This is a genomic window from Loigolactobacillus backii, assembly GCF_001663675.1.
Taxonomy (GTDB): domain Bacteria; phylum Bacillota; class Bacilli; order Lactobacillales; family Lactobacillaceae; genus Loigolactobacillus; species Loigolactobacillus backii.
On record NZ_CP014873.1, the window covers coordinates 1,621,248 to 1,641,734 of the forward strand.

The window sequence follows — 20,487 nt, forward strand, 5'->3', positions numbered from 1 at the left end:
TTTTTATTTATAGGGAGATATTAAATTAGATGGGGTATTTTAATCGAACAACAATTGAACATTACAAAATGTATAAGAAGGGTAAAATTTGGGTATCCGCGTTACTTATTAGCGTTAGTTTATTAGGAGGAATTTGTTCATTAAATATTGGAAATGTACATGCGGCAATTACTGATAAATCGGCTTTATTTTCATCACAACAGGATAAACGGCCACAGGATAAATCTGTTAATGGAGAAGTCCAGTCAAGTAAGATTAATACTAATATGGCTACTACGAGTGGGGCCAATATGGGAACAACAAGTACGGCGGCTGCTACGAGTACGGCTAATACGGGAACAACAAGTACGGCGGCTACTACGAGTGGGGCCAATATGGGAACAACAAGTACGGCGGCTGCTACGAGTACGGCTAATACGGGAACAACAAGTACGGCGGCTGCTACGAGTACGGCTAATACGGGAACAACAAGTACGGCGGCTGCTACGAGTGTGGTCAATACGGGAACAACAAGTACGGCGGCTATTACGAGTACTGTTGATACAGGATATGGAATCCAATCTAATACAACACAAAAAGATGTGAATACGGCCGCTGAAACGTTCTCTAAAGATACACTTATGACTGCACGAACAAGATCGACTATTATTAATGGTTATCAAAATAATACTTATTATCAGAATGGTAAGCTGGCTAATGGGTATTTGAATGATGGTAAAAATTGGTATTTATTTAAAAATGGTATTAAACAGTCACAAATTCAAAAATGGGCTGGATATTATTATTATTTTGATCCCAAGACTAATCTTAGAGTTGATAATGTATTTCGTGATGAGTGGAGTAATACGTATTACTTTGGGAATAATGGGCAAGCCGTTTCTGGTCTGCAGAAAATTGATGGAAAAGAATATTATTTTGGTGATGATAATACGTATACTTTACGAAAAAAAGTATTATTCTCTTCTAACGCCCAAAAATATTATGCTGGTGTAGATGGTGCTTTGTTAACTGGTGTGCAAAAGATTAATGGTACTTATTATTATTTTGATTCTTCTAATTACCGTATGCAAGTTGACAGTTATGATCAAGCCAGCTGGGGTGATTGGTATATGTTTGGTTCGGATGGAAAAGTTGTGACTGGTTGGAAAAAGTGGGCTGGAGGTACTTACTATTTTGATCCAGCAACTTATTTAAAAGTAACAGGCACACAAAATATAAATGGAAAAATTTATTATTTTGGGACTAACGGCGTCATGGAAACGGGGTGGCGTAAAGTTAATAGAACTTCTACTTTTTATACAAGTGACGGTTCTGCTGCTAATGGTTATGTAAATGATGGTAATCATTATTATTTATTTAAGAATGGTGTACCTCAATCTGGAGTACAGTCTTGGGCAGGTACTTATTATTATTTTGATCCTAAAACTTATTTGCGCGTTGATAACGCATATGTACAGTCGCAATGGGGCGATTGGTATATGTTTGGTTCGGATGGAAAAATTGTAACGAGTTGGTATACTTGGAATGGTGCAACTTATTATTTTGATCCTAAAACTTATCTTAAAGTGACAGGCACAAAAGTTATAGCCGGAGTTACTCAACATTTTAGCAACACAGGTAAATTAATTGGCGCTAGAGAAATGAATATTGATCAGGCGGGATTAGGTATTATTGAACGATTTGAAGGTTTGAGTCTTAATGCTTATCGGGACGCTGTTGGTGTCGTTACTATTGGTTATGGGCATACTAATAACGCACCATCTGGAGGCCAATATCCCGTTCACATAGGTGATAAATGGACGCAGACTCATGCGAATGATGTTCTAAAGGCCGATGTACAGTCAGTTGTAAAAGCTGTTAATAAGCTTTTACACGTCAGTGTTTCACAGAATGCCTTTGATGCATTGATTTCATTCACTTATAATTTGGGAATTGGTACTTTAACAGGAAGCACGTTACTCGCATATATTAATAAGAAGGATATGGCGGATGCCGCTAATCAATTTTTGTTATATGTTCATTCTAGTGGGGGAGTTGTGCTTACAGGTTTAGTAAATAGAAGGAATGCAGAGAAAAAATTATTCTTAAGTTAATGTAGTATTACTGTAAGCAGTAAATAACTGACCGACTTCAAAAATAATTTAATTCAAGTTATGATTGCCTCATCAAATAATTGGTGAGGTGATTTTTATTGGATAAACCGGATATTGTTCAAATTAAAATGGATCATTCTGGTTCTCAATCGCGATCTACTATGGCAACAAAAGCCCTGCAAATTAGAGTTGATGCTAATAAATCGGTCGTAGTTTACAATCGAATTAACAACTATATTTTAGAGGCAGTTTTAAAGGCGGTGTTCGCTGGTGATAATTGATCAACGACAGATTCAACAGGTCTTTTTAGTTTGTGGAAAAACCGATTTACGTCGGGGAATCGATGGTTTAGCTGGTGTTATCCAAGATCAATTTGATTTAGATCCATACAATCGCGCCTTATATTTATTCTGTGGAACCAGAAAAGACCGTTTTAAGGCCTTATTTTGGGACGGTGATGGTTTTTTATTACTTTATAAGCGGATCGAAAACGGTCGACTTCAATGGCCGACTGATCAGAATGCACTCCGTAAATTAAATTCTAAACAGTTGACACGATTACTCAGTGGTTGGTCATTAGACGCGACAATTCATCAAACATGTCCGCCTGGACATGAAAGAAGAAAAAATAACTATCCAAATTAGTGTAAGACATGGTAAACTCAATTCAACAAATACGGATTGAGTGGATAAAGCTAATGACACCCGAAGAAGAAATTATAGCGCTACGTAAGCAAGTCGCGGAACTAACTGAAATGGTTGCCTACTTGACTAAAAAAATTTACGGTCAAAAATCAGAACAAATTGATCCTAACCAACTGTCACTACTAGAAGGTAATGACGGTGTTTTTATCACGCCAGAGCAACCTGGCCAACAAAGCGACGCAGATCAAGTACCGGCAAAGAAAAAGCGCAAAAAGACACGGCAAGAAACTCTAAGTCGTGATTTACCAGTAAGAGAAACTGTTATTGATCTACCAACGCAACAATGTGCCTATGGGCACGAGTTGACACCGGTTGGGAAAAAGTTTGTTCGTGAAGAGGTGCATTTCATTCCGGCCAAACTTTATCGAGAACATATTTATACGCAAACCTATAAGTGTTCTGAATGTGAGCTTGAAGCTGGCAGCGCTCATTTGGTGCAAGCCCAAACGCCAGTCGCTTTAATTCCGCATAGTCTCGCCTCGGCTTCGTTAGTCGCGGAGATCATTCATAAAAAGTTTCTATTGGCAACACCACTATACCGACAGTTAGCAGATTGGCAGCGCTTGGGTATTGCGTTATCAGAGGCAACAATCTCAAACTGGATTATCAAAACGAGTCAGTTGGTCGAACCAATTTATAATTTATTACAGCAGCGACTCAGCAACCAACGTTATTTACAGGGTGACGAAACACCGATGCAGGTGTTACGTGAGCCTGGTAAAACAGCAGCCGCTAAATCATATATGTGGGTGGCTAGAACAGTAAAACAAAGTCCGCAGCAAATCATTTTTTATGCTTATGGCAGTACGCGTTCAGGAACCTTTGCGCAAAAGTTATATCGGAACTTTACCGGCATCCTGCAGTGTGATGGCTATACCGGCTATAATCTGTTAGAAAATAGTGTTACGCGTATCGGTTGTTGGGCGCATGTGCGCCGTAAGTTTTACGATGCCACCCAAGCTAATGGTAAGCCAATTAGCAGTGTTCCCTTAGCGCTAATTGACGAGATGTTTGCCTTGGAGCGTCAATGGCAACATTTTTCGCCCCGGGTACGTCGTCGAAGACGCCGTAGTAAAGTGCGTAAATTATTGAAGCGATTCTGGCAGTGGATCGATTCGGCCGACGTATTACCTAAATCACGTTTGGGTAAAGCCGTCACTTACGCGATCGATCAACGATCTACACTAGAGCGGCTAGTCAACGTTGGTATCATGGACTGGAGTAATAATGCGGCGGAGCGCAATATGAAGAGCCTGGTGATTGGTCGAAAGAACTGGCTCTTCAGTACCAGCCAAGCAGGCGCAAGATCAACGGCTATTTGGTTAACTTTAGTGGAAAGTGCTAAAGCTAACGGGCTTGATCCGCGAGGCTATATCACCTATTTATTAAAAACAATGCCCCAACACCCTAGTTTCACCGATTTGGCCCAGCTAGAGGGTTATTTACCATGGAATTATTCTGGGGCAAGACATCAAGATAGAAATAAAGCGTCAAATGAATAGAAGCCAGAAATAGTGGCGTAATGTAAAAGACAAACCGATTTCTCAATTTCGAGAAGCCGGTTTGCCTTTTTTAAACGGTCGATTATTTACTGCTTACGTATTACTAGGGTGTGTCTTCAAATTAAAAAATGTTCGTTACTTGCAGAAAAATCATCTTTTTTCAAAGTTAAGTGGTCCATTTTTCTTGAATTAACTTAATAATGAACACCAAAATTCTAAGAATAGAACTGATTTATCGATTTTGAAGACACGCCCTAGTTTATATTAATTATTTTCAAGTAAATAGCAAAACACTCAAACGAATACTTCATTTTTGAAGTTTTTGTTTGAGTGTTTTATTGTTTCTGTCGATGTAATTTAAATGATAGATTAGATCTTTTGTGCTTTTTAGGTCACTGAGGACGTTTTATTTATTGTTTAGTTAATTGAGTTTTATTAATTATTTGGTTTAAAAATATAGAATTTACTAAAGAAATAATTGGCAATAACAACGATGATATTATCAACGACTTTTGTTAGTAAGGGATTAATATGCCATAAAGAAATGCCAAACCACATAATTATAATATCTAAAATTAGAGATAGACCACGAAAAAAGAAAAATGAGCCCATTTCTTTTAGTAATTCTTTAAAAGAATTAGTTTTTGAAGTAAATACCCAGCGCTTGTTTGTTGTGTAAGCAAATAAAATTGATAAAAACCAAGCAATGATATTAGCAATTTGGTAATTTAAAGTTGTTTTTGAATTCAATAGCCCAAATACAATTATGTTAATTAAAGTGGTTAATCCACCAAAAATTAGATAAGCAATAATATTTTTATACCTATTTAAAATATTGAGACTGAATTGAATTATTCTTTTCATGTATTTACTCCAATAAGTTATTGATTAAAGTTTTTTAGATGTTACTGCTAATAGTATTAACAGAGAAATATTTAAAGTCACTTTATTAGTCCAAATGTTTTTTTATTGTACTGAATTAATTTAAAAACATGTGGCAATTATTTCTGTTTTTAGTTAATCTGGTGAATAGTTGGTCTTTTTGATCACTAAATTAATATTTAATACTTAGGTTAGTCGGCCCGCTACCATGTGTTCATTATTAAAAATAATGGTGCACCTATCCGGTGGGAGTATAGCGTAGTTTTACTACATTTTAATTATATGCGTAACAGTTCATAGGAAAAAATCAGTCATGCTAAAAGCGACTTAGGATCGTTTAAAAGTAAAATAATTATTTACCACTTTGAAAAATTATGAATTATAGTTAAGTTAAATTAATTAGAAAATAACCAGTAAAAAATAAGTTTCAAATGTATTAATAATGCATTAATATAGAAGAAAATATTAGGGCTCTCTTAAATCATTATCTAAGATCACTTGTTCAATTATTTATCTTTAATAAATTTACAGTAATCATGGTCAATTTAGCAATTATGTCATGTATTGTACTGTACTAAAAAGCTATCACAAATTTTGCCGTGCCTTGGTTCTGTATCTAATGCAGTGATTATTTACCAGCGTTTGGATCATTATTAACTTTGTTATTATTGCTGTCAGTAGGGCTATTTTGCATATTGTTTCGTGATTGAGTATCACTACTACTGCTACTCGTGGATTGCGTGCCGGCATTAGAGTTATTATTGACTTTATTATTATTACTATCGCTGGGATTATTCTGCATATCATTGTTACTATTTTGAGTTGAGTGGTCAGACTTGGCAGCCGTTTGGTCTGATTGACTAGCCTGTGATTGTGTACCTGCCGAATTTGTTGCAGCGCTGGAAGAAGTGTCTTCACTTGCTGTATTATGTTGCTGGTCATTCATCGAAGTGCTTTCCGAGGTCTTAGAAACTTGTTCAGAATGACTTTTTTTTGAAAACGTCGATGATTCGTTTTTTGAGCCAGTGGTACTACAAGCTGCTAGGCCAGAGACTGTCAATAAGAGAATCATTAATTTAAGTGCTTTTTTCATTAATTTACCTCCATATTAAAAAATACTCAAATGTTTTAAATATGTTATTTTAGATCATTTAACAACATAGCGGTTAGAGCCGACCAGTCTTGATTACTGTCAGATTGAAGTCTAATTGTTAGCCTGACTACTGCTCTGGTTCGATTGTGATTGCTGATTATAATAGTTAGCGTCGCTGCCACCAATTGAAGGGTACTGTTTCAATAATGGGTAATAAACACCACCAATATCAGCACCTTTCTTCACAGCTTGGTTATAAATGCTAGTGATTGTGTCGTCGGGAATCGTTGCAAGTACATTGCTGTTAGCATGCATTTGTGTTACTAACATTTGTCGAATTTGGTTGGCCGAAAGGTTGTTTGACTGAGATACTGATTGACTATTAGATGTTGCTGATTGGGCAATGTTCTGCTTACTAGTTTGATCTTCGGTTTGACTAGCACTACTGTTAATCACTTGTTGACTTGATGTATTAGATTGTTTTTGTTCAGAAGAAATAGTCGCCGTACTACTAGTATTTGTACTAGCAGTACCGGTACTAGATTTTTGTACGTTCTGTTTATTTTGTGGGTTAGTCTTTTTAATCTTATGCTTATTACTATCGGAAGATTGATTGTTTGCAGGTTCAGTGGTCGTTTGTTTGCTACCGGATTGGGTGCCACAAGCACTTAACGCTAATGTTGCCGTTAAAACAATCCCTAAACTAAAAATTTTTTTCATGAGTAAGCTCCTAAATTAAATTGTAATGCCACACTAATATTTGCTAATAGAATGATATCACTCAAATATACGCTATTTTCGGTGATTTTTCTAGAATACATCTTTAAACAATTTTTTTGTATAAAATAGTGAAAAATTAGTTTTAAACGTGCCTAAAAAGAAGGGGAAAAACCATTCCTGAACATATTAATGGTTATATGATCTTGGATTACAGCCGAAGAAAATTAAGTTGTTTAATCCCTCAATTTCTTTTTCTTTACTTCATTAATATTAGCATATAGTTCTGCCGTTGAATTGTAAAAGTAAAATTATATTTTTTAAATTAAAATTTGTTAAAAATTATAGCGGATAAATTTCTATTAAACATGTCAAAATTGAAATATTTAGAAATATAAATAAAAAGCGTGCGCTAAATAGAAACTTTGGCTCTATACTTTTTCCTGTTGATAGTTTACAAAGTGGTAAACTATTAACAGGATTTTTTGGGCCCTTGAATTTACAATTTAAGGACAGAAAAAGAGCTCACAGCTCTCATCCAAAAAATCCACCCACTACAGTATCATTTGAAAGGATATGAGAAAACCATGAACCCTCTAGACAATCATATAAAATTTGCGCTCAGTATTAAAGACCTAAATGTCATTTTTTTTGATTATGGTTACGAATACAAACAAAACAGACGAATTAAAGTCTATCGCGCAACTGTCAAGACCGGCCTTGAACGTTGCCCCCAGTGTGGCTTTGATCAGTTCAATCATAATGGTCACTACCTTTCCCGGGTGACCTACCTAGCCGCCAACGCCAGTGAGCCGGTTTATCTAGAACTGCATAAAGAGCGCCTGCTTTGTAAAGGCTGTGGGACTAGTGTGATGGCAACAACTGAGCTAGTTGATAAATATTGCAATATCTCTCGGGCGACTCGCCAAAAGATCTTTATGCACTTACAAGATGATCGGACCCAAAAGAGTATTGCTTGTGACAATAATGTCTCACCCAGTACTGTTTGTCGCTACCTAGATAAATATGATGATCTCTTTCGACGGAATTACAACTATCTGCCAGAACATTTAGCGATGGATGAAGTACGCGGTGTTGGCGGTGTCCTACACTTTATTTGTATTAACGGTGCTGGTGATCATGAAATTCAACAGCTTCTACCGGATCGGTTGAAACAAAACATTATCGCTTACTTTAAGCAGTTTCCGCTCAGCGTGCGTCAGCGCGTTAAAACCGTGACCTTAGACCTTAATAGTTACTACCAAGACATTGTTAAAGCCGTATTTCCCAACGCTAAGATCATCGTTGATCGGTTTCACATTGTCGCCATGATGACCAGAGCGTTCAACCAAAGTCGCGTGCAGCTTATGAAACAATATTCTAAACGGACCAAAGAATATCGGATCCTAAAATTCGCTTGGAAACTGTCCTTAAAACATTGTGATGACCTGGAGGCTAAATAATTATTTTATGACCGCCATCTGCGCCAACAAGTAACCCAGCAAGAACGCGTTCAGTTGGGTCTTGAGCTGGATGAAACGTTAGCGAACACCTACACCATCATGCAAGGCATCATGACTTGTCTAAAAAATCACGATAAAGATGGGCTCGTGAACTATTTATATCATAATGAGCAACCCAGCCCCAAAATGAAGGCCACACTAATTACCTTCAAGAAGAACCTAGAGATCATCCTCAATGCCAGTGAATCAAAGTATTCGAACGGTCCCATTGAAGGCATCAATCGCATGATCAAACAGATCCAGCGAACGGCTTTTGGGTTTCGCAACTATCACCATCTAGTTTCACGGATCAAACTACAACAAATGCGCACCAAACCAAACAAAAAAACAGTGTTAGAAGTTGCTTAGCTTCTAACACTGTAAAATTGGCTATCAACAGGATTTGACAGAGAGCCGAAACTTTTAGCACACGCCCAATAAATAGTCGCTTAGTTGACCACACTGCTTGATTGTCCAGCAGTAGGGTTATTATTGACTTTATTGTTTGTACTGTCATTGGCATTATTCTGCATCATGTTAGTCGGCCGTTTAGTCACAGACTGGCCAGCACTGGAATTGTTATTGACCTTATTGTCGTAGCTATCACTGGCACTATTTTGCATCATGTTGCTAGATTGCTTAGTCGCCGCTGGACTAGCACTTGAGTTATTATTAACCTTATTATTGTAACTATCACTAGCATTATTTTGCATCATGTTAGTCGATTGCGAAGTTGCCGCTTGGCCAGCATTTGAATTGTTATTAACCTTGTTATTGTAGCTATCGCCGGTACCATTTTGCATCATATTACTTGGTTGCGAAGTTGTACTGCTACTTTGGGCCTGAGTTGCTGCAGGTTGTGCTGTTTGTGTGGCCGTGCTAGCTTGACTAGCCTGGCTGGTTTTGGTCGATGCAGCTTTAGTTGCGGCCTGATCACTATTTACTGAAGAACTAACGGCTGAATGATCAGCGACTTTAGCCTTTTGCGACCGTTTAGTTGCCGATTGAGTTGTTGAACTAGTTGACTGCCGGCTAGTAACACGACTGATTTTTGTAGCCGGTGCCGATTGCTTAGTTGACGATGCAGTAGAATCACTGCAAGCTGCAAGGGATAAACTCATTAAAATTAGGGCACTTAATTGGATCATTTTTCGCATGATCAACGCCTTCTTTCAATGGTACTATTTAGCGGCTCCTTACAGCTTCACAATAGCTTGTACCGCTCGAAAAGTAAAGCAAATTAACCTAAATTTAACCTGTTTTTTTAGTTCAAAAAACGCCCGCTTTTAGACGGGCATTTCCGGTAAATTTAAGCAGAATTTATGCCAAAAAAATGGTTTAATTTCGGGCGAAGTTTAACAAATCGTTTTTAACTAAATTGGGAATAATTTGCGGAAATAATCAGAAAGGTTTTCAAGCGCGGCTATACCAGATTAATCAAAAAAGAGGCCAACGAAAATATTTTTGGCCACGTTTAGATAGGTTTATGTTTGAAAAACACCTTTATTAGTATTTTCCGGCCTGATTTGGTGTAAACGTATTTGGAAAAGTAGCTTGGAATCTAATATGAATACTTGCTTAAAGAATCGGTAACTATTTTAATAGTATTATTTTTCCGGCCTAATTTGATGAAAAGATATTTAAAAAGTAAGTATCTGAGTTCTTTTCAAATATACGCTAGCCTAAAAAGTAGCCAGAAAGTTGGCGGCAATCCTTTCATAATCATTTGCTTCATTAATTGTGTTGATATTTTCCACGGTATAGGCGTAACGGCCTTCCCGCAAAATAGTTGCGTAAAGCTCATAATAGGGCATTTTTCGCTCACGGGCAATTTTGAGTTCAGCTTCAACGTCATAACTGACTTGGCGAAAATCAATATCGCTAACGCCATGTTCATCAAGGTCCAGTAAGGCATACTGGGCGCGATTGTTATAAAATCTTGGGTTGCTAGGGGCTGCTAAGCCAACTGTACCAGCGTTTAAGATTAGGCGGCCATCACTGCTATACCGAAAAACTTGCCGGTGGGTGTGACCATATAGTGCAATATCACTGTTACTACCAGCAAAAATTGCGTCAAAATTTTCTTGTGGCTTAGTTGGTTGTGTACTCGAGCCGTAAGTTTGTTTAGGCAAAGAATGAAGGACATCGATTTTAAAGCCAGCTACCGTGATTGTTTGCCGCAAGGGTAGGTCGGCCAGCCAGTGATAAGTCTTTGGTTCAAGATGCTGCTGGTCATACTGCGCAAAGATTAGGGCCATCGTTTTCTTGGGACCATGAATTGGCGTATCGCCAGTCGTCAATAAGTCGCGGTAAGTTTGTTCGTGATTGCCTAGTACCCAAGTTTTTGTATTAACCGCGCGTAGTTGATCAACACATTCTTGTGGCGAAGGGCCTCGCATCGTGATGTCGCCAACGGAACAATAGATATCCGCGGCGTGCTTCTTGGCATCGGCGATAACGGCGGCCAGAGCGGTGGCATTGCCGTGACTGTCAGAAATAATTGCAATTTTAGTCAAATAATCAAGTCCTTTGGTTGAATTAACTTTAGCTTAACACAGCTGGTGGTCAGTAGACTTCTGGACTAGAGTAGTTAAAAAGTAGCTGGTCGGCATGGCAGAGGGCTGAGCTTAGTGTATTTGGTCATAGTAAAGCCCCCGGGATTAGATTTTAGTCCAATACCGGGGGTTCACTTCACGGACAAAGGTCCTAGCCTATTATTATTTCTGAGCAATACGCTAGAACGTGTGCCGAAAATTTAGGTCGTGCTTATTTGCCATACTTCAATTGACGCACTTTTCCAAACACGCCTTAATTTAATAGTTAACTAGCGCCCAGTAATTTTTGTTGGGCGGTTATGGAAGAGATTACCCGCCGGCACAATCTTGCTACTGTTCTTGTGGTCCCTGTTGTGGTTGGATTGTTCCCGTAACCACGTCTTCCAAAAACTTGTAAGTACTAGCAACGGTTTCTGGCGCAATCTTGTGTTGGTCATCTTGGTTATTGAATTGGGCAAGCCAAGCCTTAGTGAGGTCCGCCGCAATTTGTTTTTCGTTTGTATCAGCCATTTAGCATCCTTCTTTCAAGTGAGTTTTACGTTCAGGCCAAGTATGAAAATTGTGATAAAATGGCAGAACGTACTTTATCACTTTCTAGTATACCGAAAATAGCAATAATTTGTTTAAAAAAGTGCGTGTTATACTAAAATCAAAAAAAGGAAGCGGCACAATTGACAGTTCAGCTCGGTTTGAAGGCCAGTACTGCGGCAAGCCAAATTAATGATCGGCTCCAGTACCGGCCGGAAGTTTTTGAATTTTTTTTACAAGCAAGTGATTTTACACTAGAAGGTTTAAAACAATTAGCGGCGGCCATTGACCAGGTCAAAGCAGTAACCGGCAAAATTGTTCTGCACCAACCAATGCGTTACCAAGGCAACTATACTGAATTGATTGCGCCAGAAGAACAAATGCCCGAACTTTACCGCTTCATTCAAACCAGTACAGAGGCCATGTTAGCTATTGCAACACAAAAGCGTGTTCAGGTGTTACTGCACGGTTCTTATTTTCGGCAAACGCCCCATTTTATTGCAATGTACGATGATTTTGCGGCGGCCGAGAAGGCAATGTTTGGCCGGCTAGACTACTTTGCCAAAATCGGTGGTGAACGAATTATGTTTGAAAACTCGATTTCACCACTATATTTTTACGGTGATCCAGCAATGGATGACAAAATTTACGCGAAAAACTACCGCTTAGCTTTTGACACTAGTCACTGTTTTATCAAGGCTCACGGCGATAATGCGGTTCTAATGGCGGCGTTAGATCGGTTACACGATCATATTGTCCATTACCATATTGTGGATTCCATGGGCCTAACTCACGATAGTTTACAAGTTGGCAAAGGCGCAATTAACTGGGCGCAGGTTTTGCCCCGCCTTAATCCACGGGCAACTAATATTTATGAAATCAATTTGGCCGATCCCAACGATGCTAAGGAACAAGTGGCGAGTCACGCCTATTTAACGGCCTTAGAAAAAAGTAGTAAATAAGCATGTTAGGTTTCTAACATTTTCATGTTAGGTAAGTGGCACAATAGAATTAAATTAAATCAAAGTAAGAGTCTCCTAAGAATGCCCTCATAGCAACCTAAATCAGTTGCCTTTAAATATGGCTATGTTATGGTGATGCCATAGCCGAATTACTTACGGACATTTTAAAGGAGAGAACGTTATGTTAGCAACGAAGACGGTTTCAGATTATGACCTGTTTCAACAATTTAAGAGTTTTTTAGGGGAACGTCAATCACAAATTAGCCACTACCCCAATCTGACGACTTACGTAAAAAAGGAAAGAACTGCTTTTTCATTCCCACTGCGTCGTAGTCACATGATTCCTAGTCGCTATAATCGGGTTATTCGCCAATTGACTTCCGAAGATATTCACCAAATTGAGCAACAGTTACGTCTTTAATTAGGAAGTGTCTTTAAGCACCTGCTGAGTTATTAAGCAAAATAACTTTTGACACTTTGCTAGGCTGACATTTCGTTAAGCTAAATTATTAAATCAACTTAAGATTAGTCTTGGGAGGCAGTTTACTTCCTGAGGCTGATCTTTTTTCGTTACTTAGTAGGGCAACTTCCAGCTAACATTAAATGTTAATTAGATTAAGATCAGGAAGCAACAAACTGCTGTTAACTAAGCGATTGTAGTGCCCAGCACAGTGGCCTTATTTGAAAATGATGATGTTTGCATAAGTCAAAATGAGGATTCCCTATGAATGATAGCAAAATGGTTGTCAAAAGACCGTAACGGCGTTATTGTAACTCTTGGTAAGAGAAGTTATTTAATTTTAATAAGGAAGTGCGCAGGATGTTTACAGCAACTAAAGTCGTTAATGATTACGAGTTATTACAGCAGTTCAAGAGTTTTTTGGTGGATCATAAGCAACAAATCACTGCTTATCCTGATTTACAAACATACGTTGAAAATGCTCGTAGCAGTTTTTTGTTTACTCCGATTGGAACTGAAAAGATTCCAGCTCATTACAATCACGTGTTAAAGCAACTAACTAGTGACGATTATAAGCAACTTGCAAAAAGATTAAGTCTCTAGTTAGGTGATGGAAACGAACCAAAAGAACGGTAATTTTGATCTAGTTTATTAAATAACTTAGATCATGGCCATTCTTTAGTTCGTTTTTTGTTTAGGGTTGGTTTGAAGAAATTAAGTGGAAAATAGAAAGACGTTTTTGATTTAGTCCAGCCAAGTTGATCAATTAGTAGGCTAGGTGCAAATATTTTTATACTTTGGTCTATACCAAAAATGGCAACGATGGCGTGGTTTTAGTGACTTAATTTGAAATCGGTTTCGCTAGCGACTTGATTTGTCGGTTCATCCCTGGCAAAATACGGTATAATGGGAGCAAATCTTTTATTGGAGGAATTTACATGCGAGTACATAAAGCAGTTATCCCGGCAGCGGGACTTGGAACACGATTTTTACCGGCCACTAAAGCGATGGCAAAGGAAATGTTACCAATCGTTGATAAACCAACCATTCAGTTTATTGTTGAAGAGGCCCAGGCGTCCGGAATTGACGATATCCTAATTATTACTGGTAAGGGCAAGCGGCCAATTGAAGACCACTTTGATTCAGCACCAGAATTGGAACAGAATTTAATTAAAAAGCAAAAAACAGCGATGTTAAAGGCCGTTCAAGAAACGACCAACATGAAGGTTAATTTATTCTTCATTCGCCAGTCGCACCCAAATGGCTTAGGCGACGCCGTGCGTTTGGCTAAATCATTTATTGCTAATGAACCCTTTGTTGTTATGTTAGGCGACGATTTAATGCACGATAAAGTGCCCTTGACAAAACAGCTGATTGACGATTACGAAAAAACACACGCTTCAACTTTGGCCGTTAAACGTGTGCCCCATGAGGACGTTTCGGCTTACGGTGTGATTGATCCGCAAATTGAAGAATTTCCTGGTCTGTACAACGTTAAACGCTTTGTTGAAAAGCCGGCTGTTGATAAAGCTCCCAGCGATTTGGCCATTATTGGCCGCTATTTGTTAACTCCAGAGATTTTTGACATCTTGGATCAGCAAAAACCTGGTGCCGGTGGTGAAATCCAGTTAACCGATGCGATTGACACCTTGAATACAACTCAGCGCGTGTTTGCTCGCGAATTCAAGGGTGAGCGTTATGATGTTGGAAACAAGCTTGGTTACGTTGAAACCAATATTGAGTATGGTTTGCAACATCCTGAGGTCAAAGATGAATTGAAAAAGTATATTATCGCGCTTTCTAAGAAGTTAGAAGCTGAAAAGCAAGCAAAGAAATAAACTAAAAATACCGCACCACCAATTTCATTTTTAAGTGAAATTAGGGGTGCGGTATTTTATGACTTAATTTTACGTTTAGGTTGTTTTTCGGCAGCCGCAGTGACGGCCAGAAGGAAGCCATCAAATTTTTGTCGCTGTTTTGGCGTCATATTTTTAACCTTAGCTGCATAAACAGTTTTTAAATGCTGTTTTCCGTTCATAATCTTCACCTCAAAAAACAGTTTACGCCGTTGAAGGCGAAATTTAAATTAAAGGGACCTATAAATTAAGAAATGGCGTCTTGCATATAAGTGGCTAATTGTTGGCCGTTTTTACCGGCTGATAGGCCAACTAGTAATTTAATACGTGCTTTTTGACCATTGAGGCCTTGGCAAAAAATAACCCCCATTTTTTGTAGTTGCTGGCCACCACCCTCATAGCCGTAGACAGGTTCCGCAACGCCGTTGAAACAGCGGGACACTAAAATAATGGGAATCTTATGGGCAATGAGTTTAGCAAGGGCAGGCAAGGTTTGTGGTGGCAGGTTGCCAGCACCAGTTGCTTCGATCACTAAACCATTGGTACTAGGCAGATCTAACATTGTTAGTAAGTGATCATCCATACCGGCGTATGCCTTTAATAGGTAAACGTGATCAATGACGTGGGTAATTGGGCAAGCCTGTTGTTCCGTTAGTTCTTGAAAAAATTTAACGCCATTTTTCTCCATAATACCAATTGGGCCAAAAGTAGGGGTACGGAAGGTCGCAACGTTAGTAGTGTGCGTTTTCGTCACAAAACGGGCGGTGTGAACTTCATCGTTCATTACGACGAGAACGCCTTTACCCCGGGCATCGTCATCGGCGGCCGTTTTTACCGCGCTTTCCAAATTATAAAGACCATCGGAACCGATTTCGTTGGAGGAACGCATGGCACCGGTGATCACCACGGGAATGGTACTGGGCAAGGTCAGATCCAAAAAATAGGCCGTTTCTTCTAAAGTATCTGTGCCATGAGTGACGACAACACCATCAACCCCGGCCTGTTCGGCCTGATTAATGCGTTGACTCAGCAGTAACATTTCTTTAGGTGTAATGTGGGGCGAAGGAAGGTTGAATAGCTCTTCAGAACTAACATCATATTGACCAGCAAATAATTGATTGTAGGCCATTAGTGGGTTGGAAGCCCCTGGAATGATGGTGCCACTTTCATTTTCGGACATGGCAATGGTGCCGCCGGTGTGTAAAATTAGAATTTTTTTCATTGTAACCTCCTAGAGCGTTTATTTAATCTAAATGATAACTTTATTTTGCATTTAAAAAAAGGGAGTGTGACAAAAGTCGGTTTTGGGTTTACTGCGTAACGTAAGCTAATCCAATAACCGTACTATGGTTATTGGATTAGCTGTAGTTAGGCACGTAAATCCAGACTTTTGGCGCACATTCTAGAGCAATGTTCAGAAACAGTAAGAGGCTAGGACTTTTGTCCCAGCCTCATTTAAAAAAAGACCATCTTCGGGGAAGAAGATGGTCTGGGGAGAGTCTCTTTTCAGTTACGAAAAAGAGTCGAAAAATGAAAAAGGTTTGGTTTGTTTTGGTTACATTCTTGATAATAAGGAACGAAAATGAAATTAAACCGTGATTTTAATCAGAGTTCGCCAAGCTTTTTCTCATTTTTTTTTAACAATAATTAAAAAACTTCGCCTAACTAGTTGGCCTGGTGAATTTGAAGCAGTATAATGAAAAATGTACAAAAAAATAACGGAGTAGGCTAGGAGCGTTAAGTGCTGACGGAACGGAATGTGAACGTCACCCGAAAACCGATATTGGTTGCGATTTCTTTGCCGCATTCGCCGCATATTTTGGGGGAGGTTTCTCAAGGTGTGCGTGAGGGACGCCTCACGTGACGGTTTGCTGAACTAGACACTTGGCTACAAAGCTAAATGCACGATCTCATATTTGTGGCACTCCAAGAGGAGATGTCCAGTTTGAAAGTAGCTTTAACAGGTAAACGGCTCAGTGCGCGCAGTATTGCGATTCTGGGTCTACTAATGGCACTGCAATTAGTGCTTGGTAAGTTTCCCGTGTTTGGAATTTGGTCAGTCCGGGTGGATTTTGTTTTTCTGGCCACGTTTATTATGGGTTGGTGGTTTGGACCCTGGTGGGCAGGACTAGCAGCGGTGATTTGTGATTTAGTTAATACCTTAATACTTGGCGGTTCGGGGACCTATTTTGTCGGTTTTACTATTTCGGCATTCTTAGGCGGCGTCATTTATGGGGTGTTCTTTTACCGGCAAAACATGAGTTGGTGGCGGGTTATTATGGCTACCTTAATTATTATGCTTGTCGTTAACGTCTTTTTAAATACATTGTGGCTAACAATTCTTTATAAAACGCCATTTTGGGGGATTTTACCCATCCGAATTTTAAAGGACTTAATATTAACGCCAATTCAAGTTCTGTTGGTGTATTGGCTGGGAACAAACCGCAATATGTTAAGTTTGCGGGATAGATTGTAAAAAATAAGTGGACCAAAAGGCAATGAAATTCTGAGGATTGGCCTAAGAGAGTGGCTTGGTCGTGAAACGGCCGAAACACTTTTGGTGGTCACCAGCAGTAATTGGCTTTTGGTCCACTTTTGTGATCAAAAAGGACTAGTGAGTATCAAAAAAGACACTTCTCAATTATGAAATTGAGTCTGGCCGCCTTTCAAATCTGCACTAGGCTATATTTAAAAATGCAAAATAGACATATTTTTTTAAGAGCCTTTAGGTAACAACTAATGAAAAAAAGGCTAATTTGTGCTACGATACCAACAAATACTAAAAAGGAAGTTCGAGATGTTAGTTTTAGCAATTGATACATCTAACCGCGCAATGAGTGTTGCACTTGTCCGCGACCAAACTGTTTTAGGTGAAACAACCATTAACGTTCGTAAGACGCACAGTGAAAGTTTAATGCCGGCAGTTGCCCAACTATTTAAGAGTACAAGTCTATTACCAGCGGCCGTTGATCGCTTTGTTGTTGCTCAGGGTCCTGGTTCCTATACTGGAATTCGAATTGCCGTGACTACGGCCAAAACGTTTGCTTGGACATTGCATAAAGAATTAGTCGGAATTTCTAGTTTAGCGGCTTTGGCAGCCAACGTGACAACTTCGGCCGGTTTAATTATTCCGGTCTTTAATGCTCGCCGGGATGCGGCCTTTACTGGGGCTTATCGGTGGCAGAATGGTGAATTAGTTTCAGTTTTGGCCGACCGTCACACACCGATGGCTAGTTGGCTTGCCGAATTGGCTACGCAAACGGCACCGTTGCAGTTTATTGGCGATGACGTTGAGTCGTTTCGGCCACAAATTACGGCTAAGTTAGGGCAACAAGCACAGTTTGTTAGTGGGATTGATAATTTACCACACGCTAGTAAATTGGCGTTACTTGGCCAAACTGCCCAACCAGTGGCGAATATTCATCGGTTTGCACCAAATTATTTACGGATTACCGAGGCAGAGGCGAATTGGTTGAAGCAGCATCCCACAAATGAGGGGCACGAACCGTATGTGGAAGAGATTTAAGGATTGGTACCAACATTCGAATACAAAGCCAACATTGAATTTTCTCGATCAGGCAGTGAACCTTGGTGGGCAAAATTTTAGCATGCGCCGAGCTCAACAAGATGATGTCGACGACTTGTTGGAAGTTGAACGGCAATGTTATGCTGGCACAACGCCTTGGGACCGGGCGGCTTTTTTAAGTGAGTTGAAAAAGACAACCCAGTCACTTTACGTTGTCCTTATTTTTGAGGGCGAAATTGTGGCCTTTATTGGTTGCTGGTTTACTAAAACTGAATCACACGTGACCAATATTGCTGTCGTACCTAAATTTCAAAATTTTGGGATTGGTCGTTTTTTGATGTTAAGTATGATCCAACGGGCGGCGGATCTTCCGTCTGCTAGGTTAACACTAGAAGTACGAGTTTCAAACGAGCCCGCTAAGCATTTATACCATCAGCTGGGTTTTTTGGATCAGAATATCAAACGTTCTTACTACGTTGTTAATCATGAAGATGCGTTGAATATGATGTTGCCTTTAGGCGAGGAGAATTAAGACTGTGGTGTTTTATTTTCCGACAAAGACGGACCTTGTGGCACACGCCGCGAAATTGAGTAAGGCCTGTTTTCAATTGTGTGAAGCAAGTTATCAATTTGGTTCACCGTGGAGTCAAACTAGTTTTCAAGAAAATATGCAAACCGATTATCAATTTTACGGTTTTTTAAAGTTGAATGGGCGGCTAGTGGGGTTTGTTAGTTACACAAAATTATTTGCGGAACTTGAGATCACGAACCTTGCTATTCACCGTGATTTTCAGCGACAAGGTTTGGCCTGGGCATTATGGCAGCGGCTATTAGCGCGGCAGACTGAAGCGTGCCGTTTTTTGTTGGAGGTTCGCGGAACAAATTTGGCGGCGCAGCAGTTATATCAAAAGTTGGGGTTTCAACTTTTGACGCAGCGAAAGGCGTATTACGCTAATCCAACTGAAGATGCGTTGGTTATGGAGAAGTACTGGCAAGGAAGGTAGGAGACAAGACGGTGACTGAAAAGAAACCAGAATTAATTTTAGCGTTTGAATCAAGTTGTGACGAAACCAGTGTGGCGGTGGTTGAAGATGGCGTCAAAATTCGTAGTAATGTGATCGCTTCACAGATTAACAGCCAAAAGCGTTTTGGCGGTGTGGTTCCGGAAGTTGCCAGTCGCCATCACGTTGAACAGGTGACCTTGTGTGCCGAAGAGGCAATGACGCAGGCTGGCGTAACCTACGGGGATTTAACAGCGGTTGCGGTCACTTACGGTCCAGGACTAGTTGGCGCACTGTTGATTGGCGTTTCTGCGGCCAAGGCAGTTGCCTTTGCCCATCAATTACCGTTGATTCCCGTTAACCACATGGCAGGTCATATCTATGCGGCTCGTTTAGTTAAGCCACTGGTTTATCCGCTGATGGCGTTATTAGTGTCAGGCGGCCATACGGAGTTAGTTTACATGCGTGGGGCTGGTGAGTTTGAAATCATTGGTGACACCAGAGATGATGCTGCTGGTGAGGCCTTTGACAAAGTCGGGCGGGTACTCAATTTGGCTTATCCTGCCGGCAAGAAGATTGACGATTTAAGTAAATTAGGGCAGGATACGTTTAACTTTCCTCGGGCAATGATTAAAGACGCTAACTATGATTTTAGTTTTAGTGGCTTGAAGAGTGCTTTTATCAATAAAGTGCACAATGCTGAGCAACGAGGTGAAAAACTATCGAAACCTGATTTGGCGGCTAGCTTTCAGGCTAGTGTGATTGATGTTTTGATCACGAAAACAATGCGAGTTTGTCAAGCCTATGGCGTTGGCCAACTGGTTTTGGCCGGTGGTGTTGCCGCTAATTCGGCTTTACGTAGTGCCTTAACCAGCGCAATCGACCAGGAAGATCCTAACTTGGATTTTGTGGTGCCACCGATTCGTTTGTGTAGCGATAACGGGGCAATGATTGGGGCTGCGGCTCACGTTATGATGGCGCGAGGTGCTCGTGCTGATTTAGATTTAAATGCCGATCCCAGTTTGTCCTTTGCCTACGCTGAAGAAGTGCTAAATTAAAAATAACGACCGCGATTGTGAAGCTTATCCTACTAGCATTTTGCTAG

General features: G+C 39.8%; 21 protein-coding genes, 1 pseudogene and 1 riboswitch. Of the genes and pseudogenes, 14 read left to right on the forward strand and 8 right to left on the reverse strand.

Features of this window, described 5'->3' with window-relative positions; all coding sequences use genetic code 11:
- Positions 1-29 precede the first annotated feature (29 nt).
- From AYR53_RS14000 to tnpC, 4 genes are all read left to right on the forward strand, one after another.
- Positions 30-2,093: a glycoside hydrolase family protein gene (locus AYR53_RS14000; RefSeq protein ID WP_068280930.1), complete on the forward strand. Its 2,064-nt coding sequence runs from the start codon at positions 30-32 to the stop codon at positions 2,091-2,093.
- A 98-nt stretch (positions 2,094-2,191) separates the two neighbouring features.
- Complete coding sequence (locus AYR53_RS07185) at positions 2,192-2,374, forward strand: hypothetical protein (RefSeq protein ID WP_068222411.1); 183 nt, start codon at positions 2,192-2,194, stop codon at positions 2,372-2,374.
- On the forward strand, positions 2,364-2,738 hold the full coding sequence (tnpB, locus tag AYR53_RS07190) for an IS66 family insertion sequence element accessory protein TnpB (RefSeq protein WP_068222408.1): 375 nt from the start codon (positions 2,364-2,366) through the stop codon (positions 2,736-2,738). Before AYR53_RS07185 ends, tnpB begins: the two co-directional genes overlap by 11 nt.
- Before the next feature lie 53 nt (positions 2,739-2,791).
- Complete coding sequence (gene tnpC, locus AYR53_RS07195) at positions 2,792-4,300, forward strand: IS66 family transposase (protein WP_068222405.1); 1,509 nt, start codon at positions 2,792-2,794, stop codon at positions 4,298-4,300.
- Positions 4,301-4,735: 435 nt separating this feature from the next.
- On the opposite strand, the gene AYR53_RS07200 is transcribed toward tnpC, so the two are convergent.
- The 3 genes from AYR53_RS07200 to AYR53_RS07210 all read right to left on the reverse strand — a co-directional run bounded on the left by AYR53_RS07200 (position 4,736) and on the right by AYR53_RS07210 (position 6,995).
- Positions 4,736-5,164 carry a GtrA family protein gene (locus tag AYR53_RS07200; RefSeq protein ID WP_068280921.1) on the reverse strand — a complete coding sequence of 143 codons (429 nt, stop codon included), beginning with the start codon at positions 5,162-5,164 and terminating at the stop codon, positions 4,736-4,738.
- Positions 5,165-5,810: 646 nt separating this feature from the next.
- Positions 5,811-6,275: a hypothetical protein gene (locus AYR53_RS07205; RefSeq protein WP_068280917.1), complete on the reverse strand. Its 465-nt coding sequence runs from the start codon at positions 6,273-6,275 to the stop codon at positions 5,811-5,813.
- Positions 6,276-6,386: 111 nt separating this feature from the next.
- Positions 6,387-6,995 (reverse strand): hypothetical protein, encoded by a 609-nt coding sequence (locus AYR53_RS07210; RefSeq protein ID WP_068280914.1) that lies wholly within the window; start codon positions 6,993-6,995, stop codon positions 6,387-6,389.
- A 584-nt stretch (positions 6,996-7,579) separates the two neighbouring features.
- Between AYR53_RS07210 and AYR53_RS07215 the strand changes: the two are divergent.
- Positions 7,580-8,863 (forward strand): annotated as a pseudogene (locus AYR53_RS07215) (ISL3 family transposase).
- Positions 8,864-8,943: 80 nt separating this feature from the next.
- Here AYR53_RS07215 and AYR53_RS07220 read toward each other — a convergent pair.
- From AYR53_RS07220 to AYR53_RS07230, 3 genes are all read right to left on the reverse strand, one after another.
- Positions 8,944-9,651: a hypothetical protein gene (locus AYR53_RS07220; RefSeq protein WP_068280911.1), complete on the reverse strand. Its 708-nt coding sequence runs from the start codon at positions 9,649-9,651 to the stop codon at positions 8,944-8,946.
- Between the two features lie 525 nt (positions 9,652-10,176).
- Positions 10,177-11,010, reverse strand: coding sequence for a metallophosphoesterase family protein (locus AYR53_RS07225; RefSeq protein WP_068280909.1), 834 nt, complete (start codon positions 11,008-11,010; stop codon positions 10,177-10,179).
- 369 nt (positions 11,011-11,379) lie between these two features.
- A complete protein-coding gene (locus AYR53_RS07230; protein WP_068280906.1) occupies positions 11,380-11,559 on the reverse strand; it encodes a hypothetical protein in 180 nt (59 codons plus the stop codon).
- Positions 11,560-11,720: 161 nt separating this feature from the next.
- Here AYR53_RS07230 and AYR53_RS07235 point away from each other — a divergent pair, with 161 nt between their 5' ends.
- The 4 genes from AYR53_RS07235 to galU all read left to right on the forward strand — a co-directional run bounded on the left by AYR53_RS07235 (position 11,721) and on the right by galU (position 14,837).
- Positions 11,721-12,539, forward strand: coding sequence for a sugar phosphate isomerase/epimerase family protein (locus AYR53_RS07235; RefSeq protein WP_068280902.1), 819 nt, complete (start codon positions 11,721-11,723; stop codon positions 12,537-12,539).
- Positions 12,540-12,720: 181 nt separating this feature from the next.
- Positions 12,721-12,960, forward strand: a complete 240-nt coding sequence (locus tag AYR53_RS07240) for a hypothetical protein (RefSeq protein ID WP_068223259.1) — start codon at positions 12,721-12,723, stop codon at positions 12,958-12,960.
- Positions 12,961-13,359: 399 nt separating this feature from the next.
- Positions 13,360-13,602, forward strand: coding sequence for a hypothetical protein (locus AYR53_RS07245; RefSeq protein ID WP_068223262.1), 243 nt, complete (start codon positions 13,360-13,362; stop codon positions 13,600-13,602).
- 335 nt (positions 13,603-13,937) lie between these two features.
- Positions 13,938-14,837, forward strand: a complete 900-nt coding sequence (gene galU, locus AYR53_RS07250; RefSeq protein WP_068223266.1) for a UTP--glucose-1-phosphate uridylyltransferase GalU — start codon at positions 13,938-13,940, stop codon at positions 14,835-14,837.
- Positions 14,838-14,893: 56 nt separating this feature from the next.
- On the opposite strand, the gene AYR53_RS13520 is transcribed toward galU, so the two are convergent.
- Together AYR53_RS13520 and AYR53_RS07255 are read right to left on the reverse strand one after the other, a co-directional pair.
- The gene (locus AYR53_RS13520) at positions 14,894-15,037 is read right to left on the reverse strand and encodes a hypothetical protein (RefSeq protein ID WP_156519986.1); all 144 of its coding nucleotides are present in this window, start codon (positions 15,035-15,037) and stop codon (positions 14,894-14,896) included.
- 65 nt (positions 15,038-15,102) lie between these two features.
- Positions 15,103-16,077, reverse strand: a complete 975-nt coding sequence (locus tag AYR53_RS07255; RefSeq protein WP_068223268.1) for an asparaginase — start codon at positions 16,075-16,077, stop codon at positions 15,103-15,105.
- A 495-nt stretch (positions 16,078-16,572) separates the two neighbouring features.
- A riboswitch (THF riboswitch) is annotated at positions 16,573-16,670 on the forward strand.
- A 130-nt stretch (positions 16,671-16,800) separates the two neighbouring features.
- Here AYR53_RS07255 and AYR53_RS07260 point away from each other — a divergent pair.
- From AYR53_RS07260 to tsaD, 5 genes are all read left to right on the forward strand, one after another.
- Positions 16,801-17,331: a folate family ECF transporter S component gene (locus tag AYR53_RS07260; RefSeq protein ID WP_225359715.1), complete on the forward strand. Its 531-nt coding sequence runs from the start codon at positions 16,801-16,803 to the stop codon at positions 17,329-17,331.
- Between the two features lie 321 nt (positions 17,332-17,652).
- Positions 17,653-18,381: a tRNA (adenosine(37)-N6)-threonylcarbamoyltransferase complex dimerization subunit type 1 TsaB gene (gene tsaB, locus AYR53_RS07265; RefSeq protein WP_068223276.1), complete on the forward strand. Its 729-nt coding sequence runs from the start codon at positions 17,653-17,655 to the stop codon at positions 18,379-18,381.
- Entirely contained in the window at positions 18,365-18,913 is a 549-nt protein-coding gene (rimI, locus tag AYR53_RS07270; protein ID WP_068223279.1) for a ribosomal protein S18-alanine N-acetyltransferase, read from the forward strand. The genes tsaB and rimI (AYR53_RS07270) overlap by 17 nt, the downstream gene beginning before the upstream one ends.
- A gap of 4 nt (positions 18,914-18,917) precedes the next feature.
- A complete protein-coding gene (gene rimI / locus AYR53_RS07275; protein WP_158234209.1) occupies positions 18,918-19,385 on the forward strand; it encodes a ribosomal protein S18-alanine N-acetyltransferase in 468 nt (155 codons plus the stop codon).
- Positions 19,386-19,396: 11 nt separating this feature from the next.
- Positions 19,397-20,440, forward strand: coding sequence for a tRNA (adenosine(37)-N6)-threonylcarbamoyltransferase complex transferase subunit TsaD (tsaD, locus tag AYR53_RS07280; RefSeq protein ID WP_068280899.1), 1,044 nt, complete (start codon positions 19,397-19,399; stop codon positions 20,438-20,440).
- Positions 20,441-20,487: the final 47 nt, after the last annotated feature.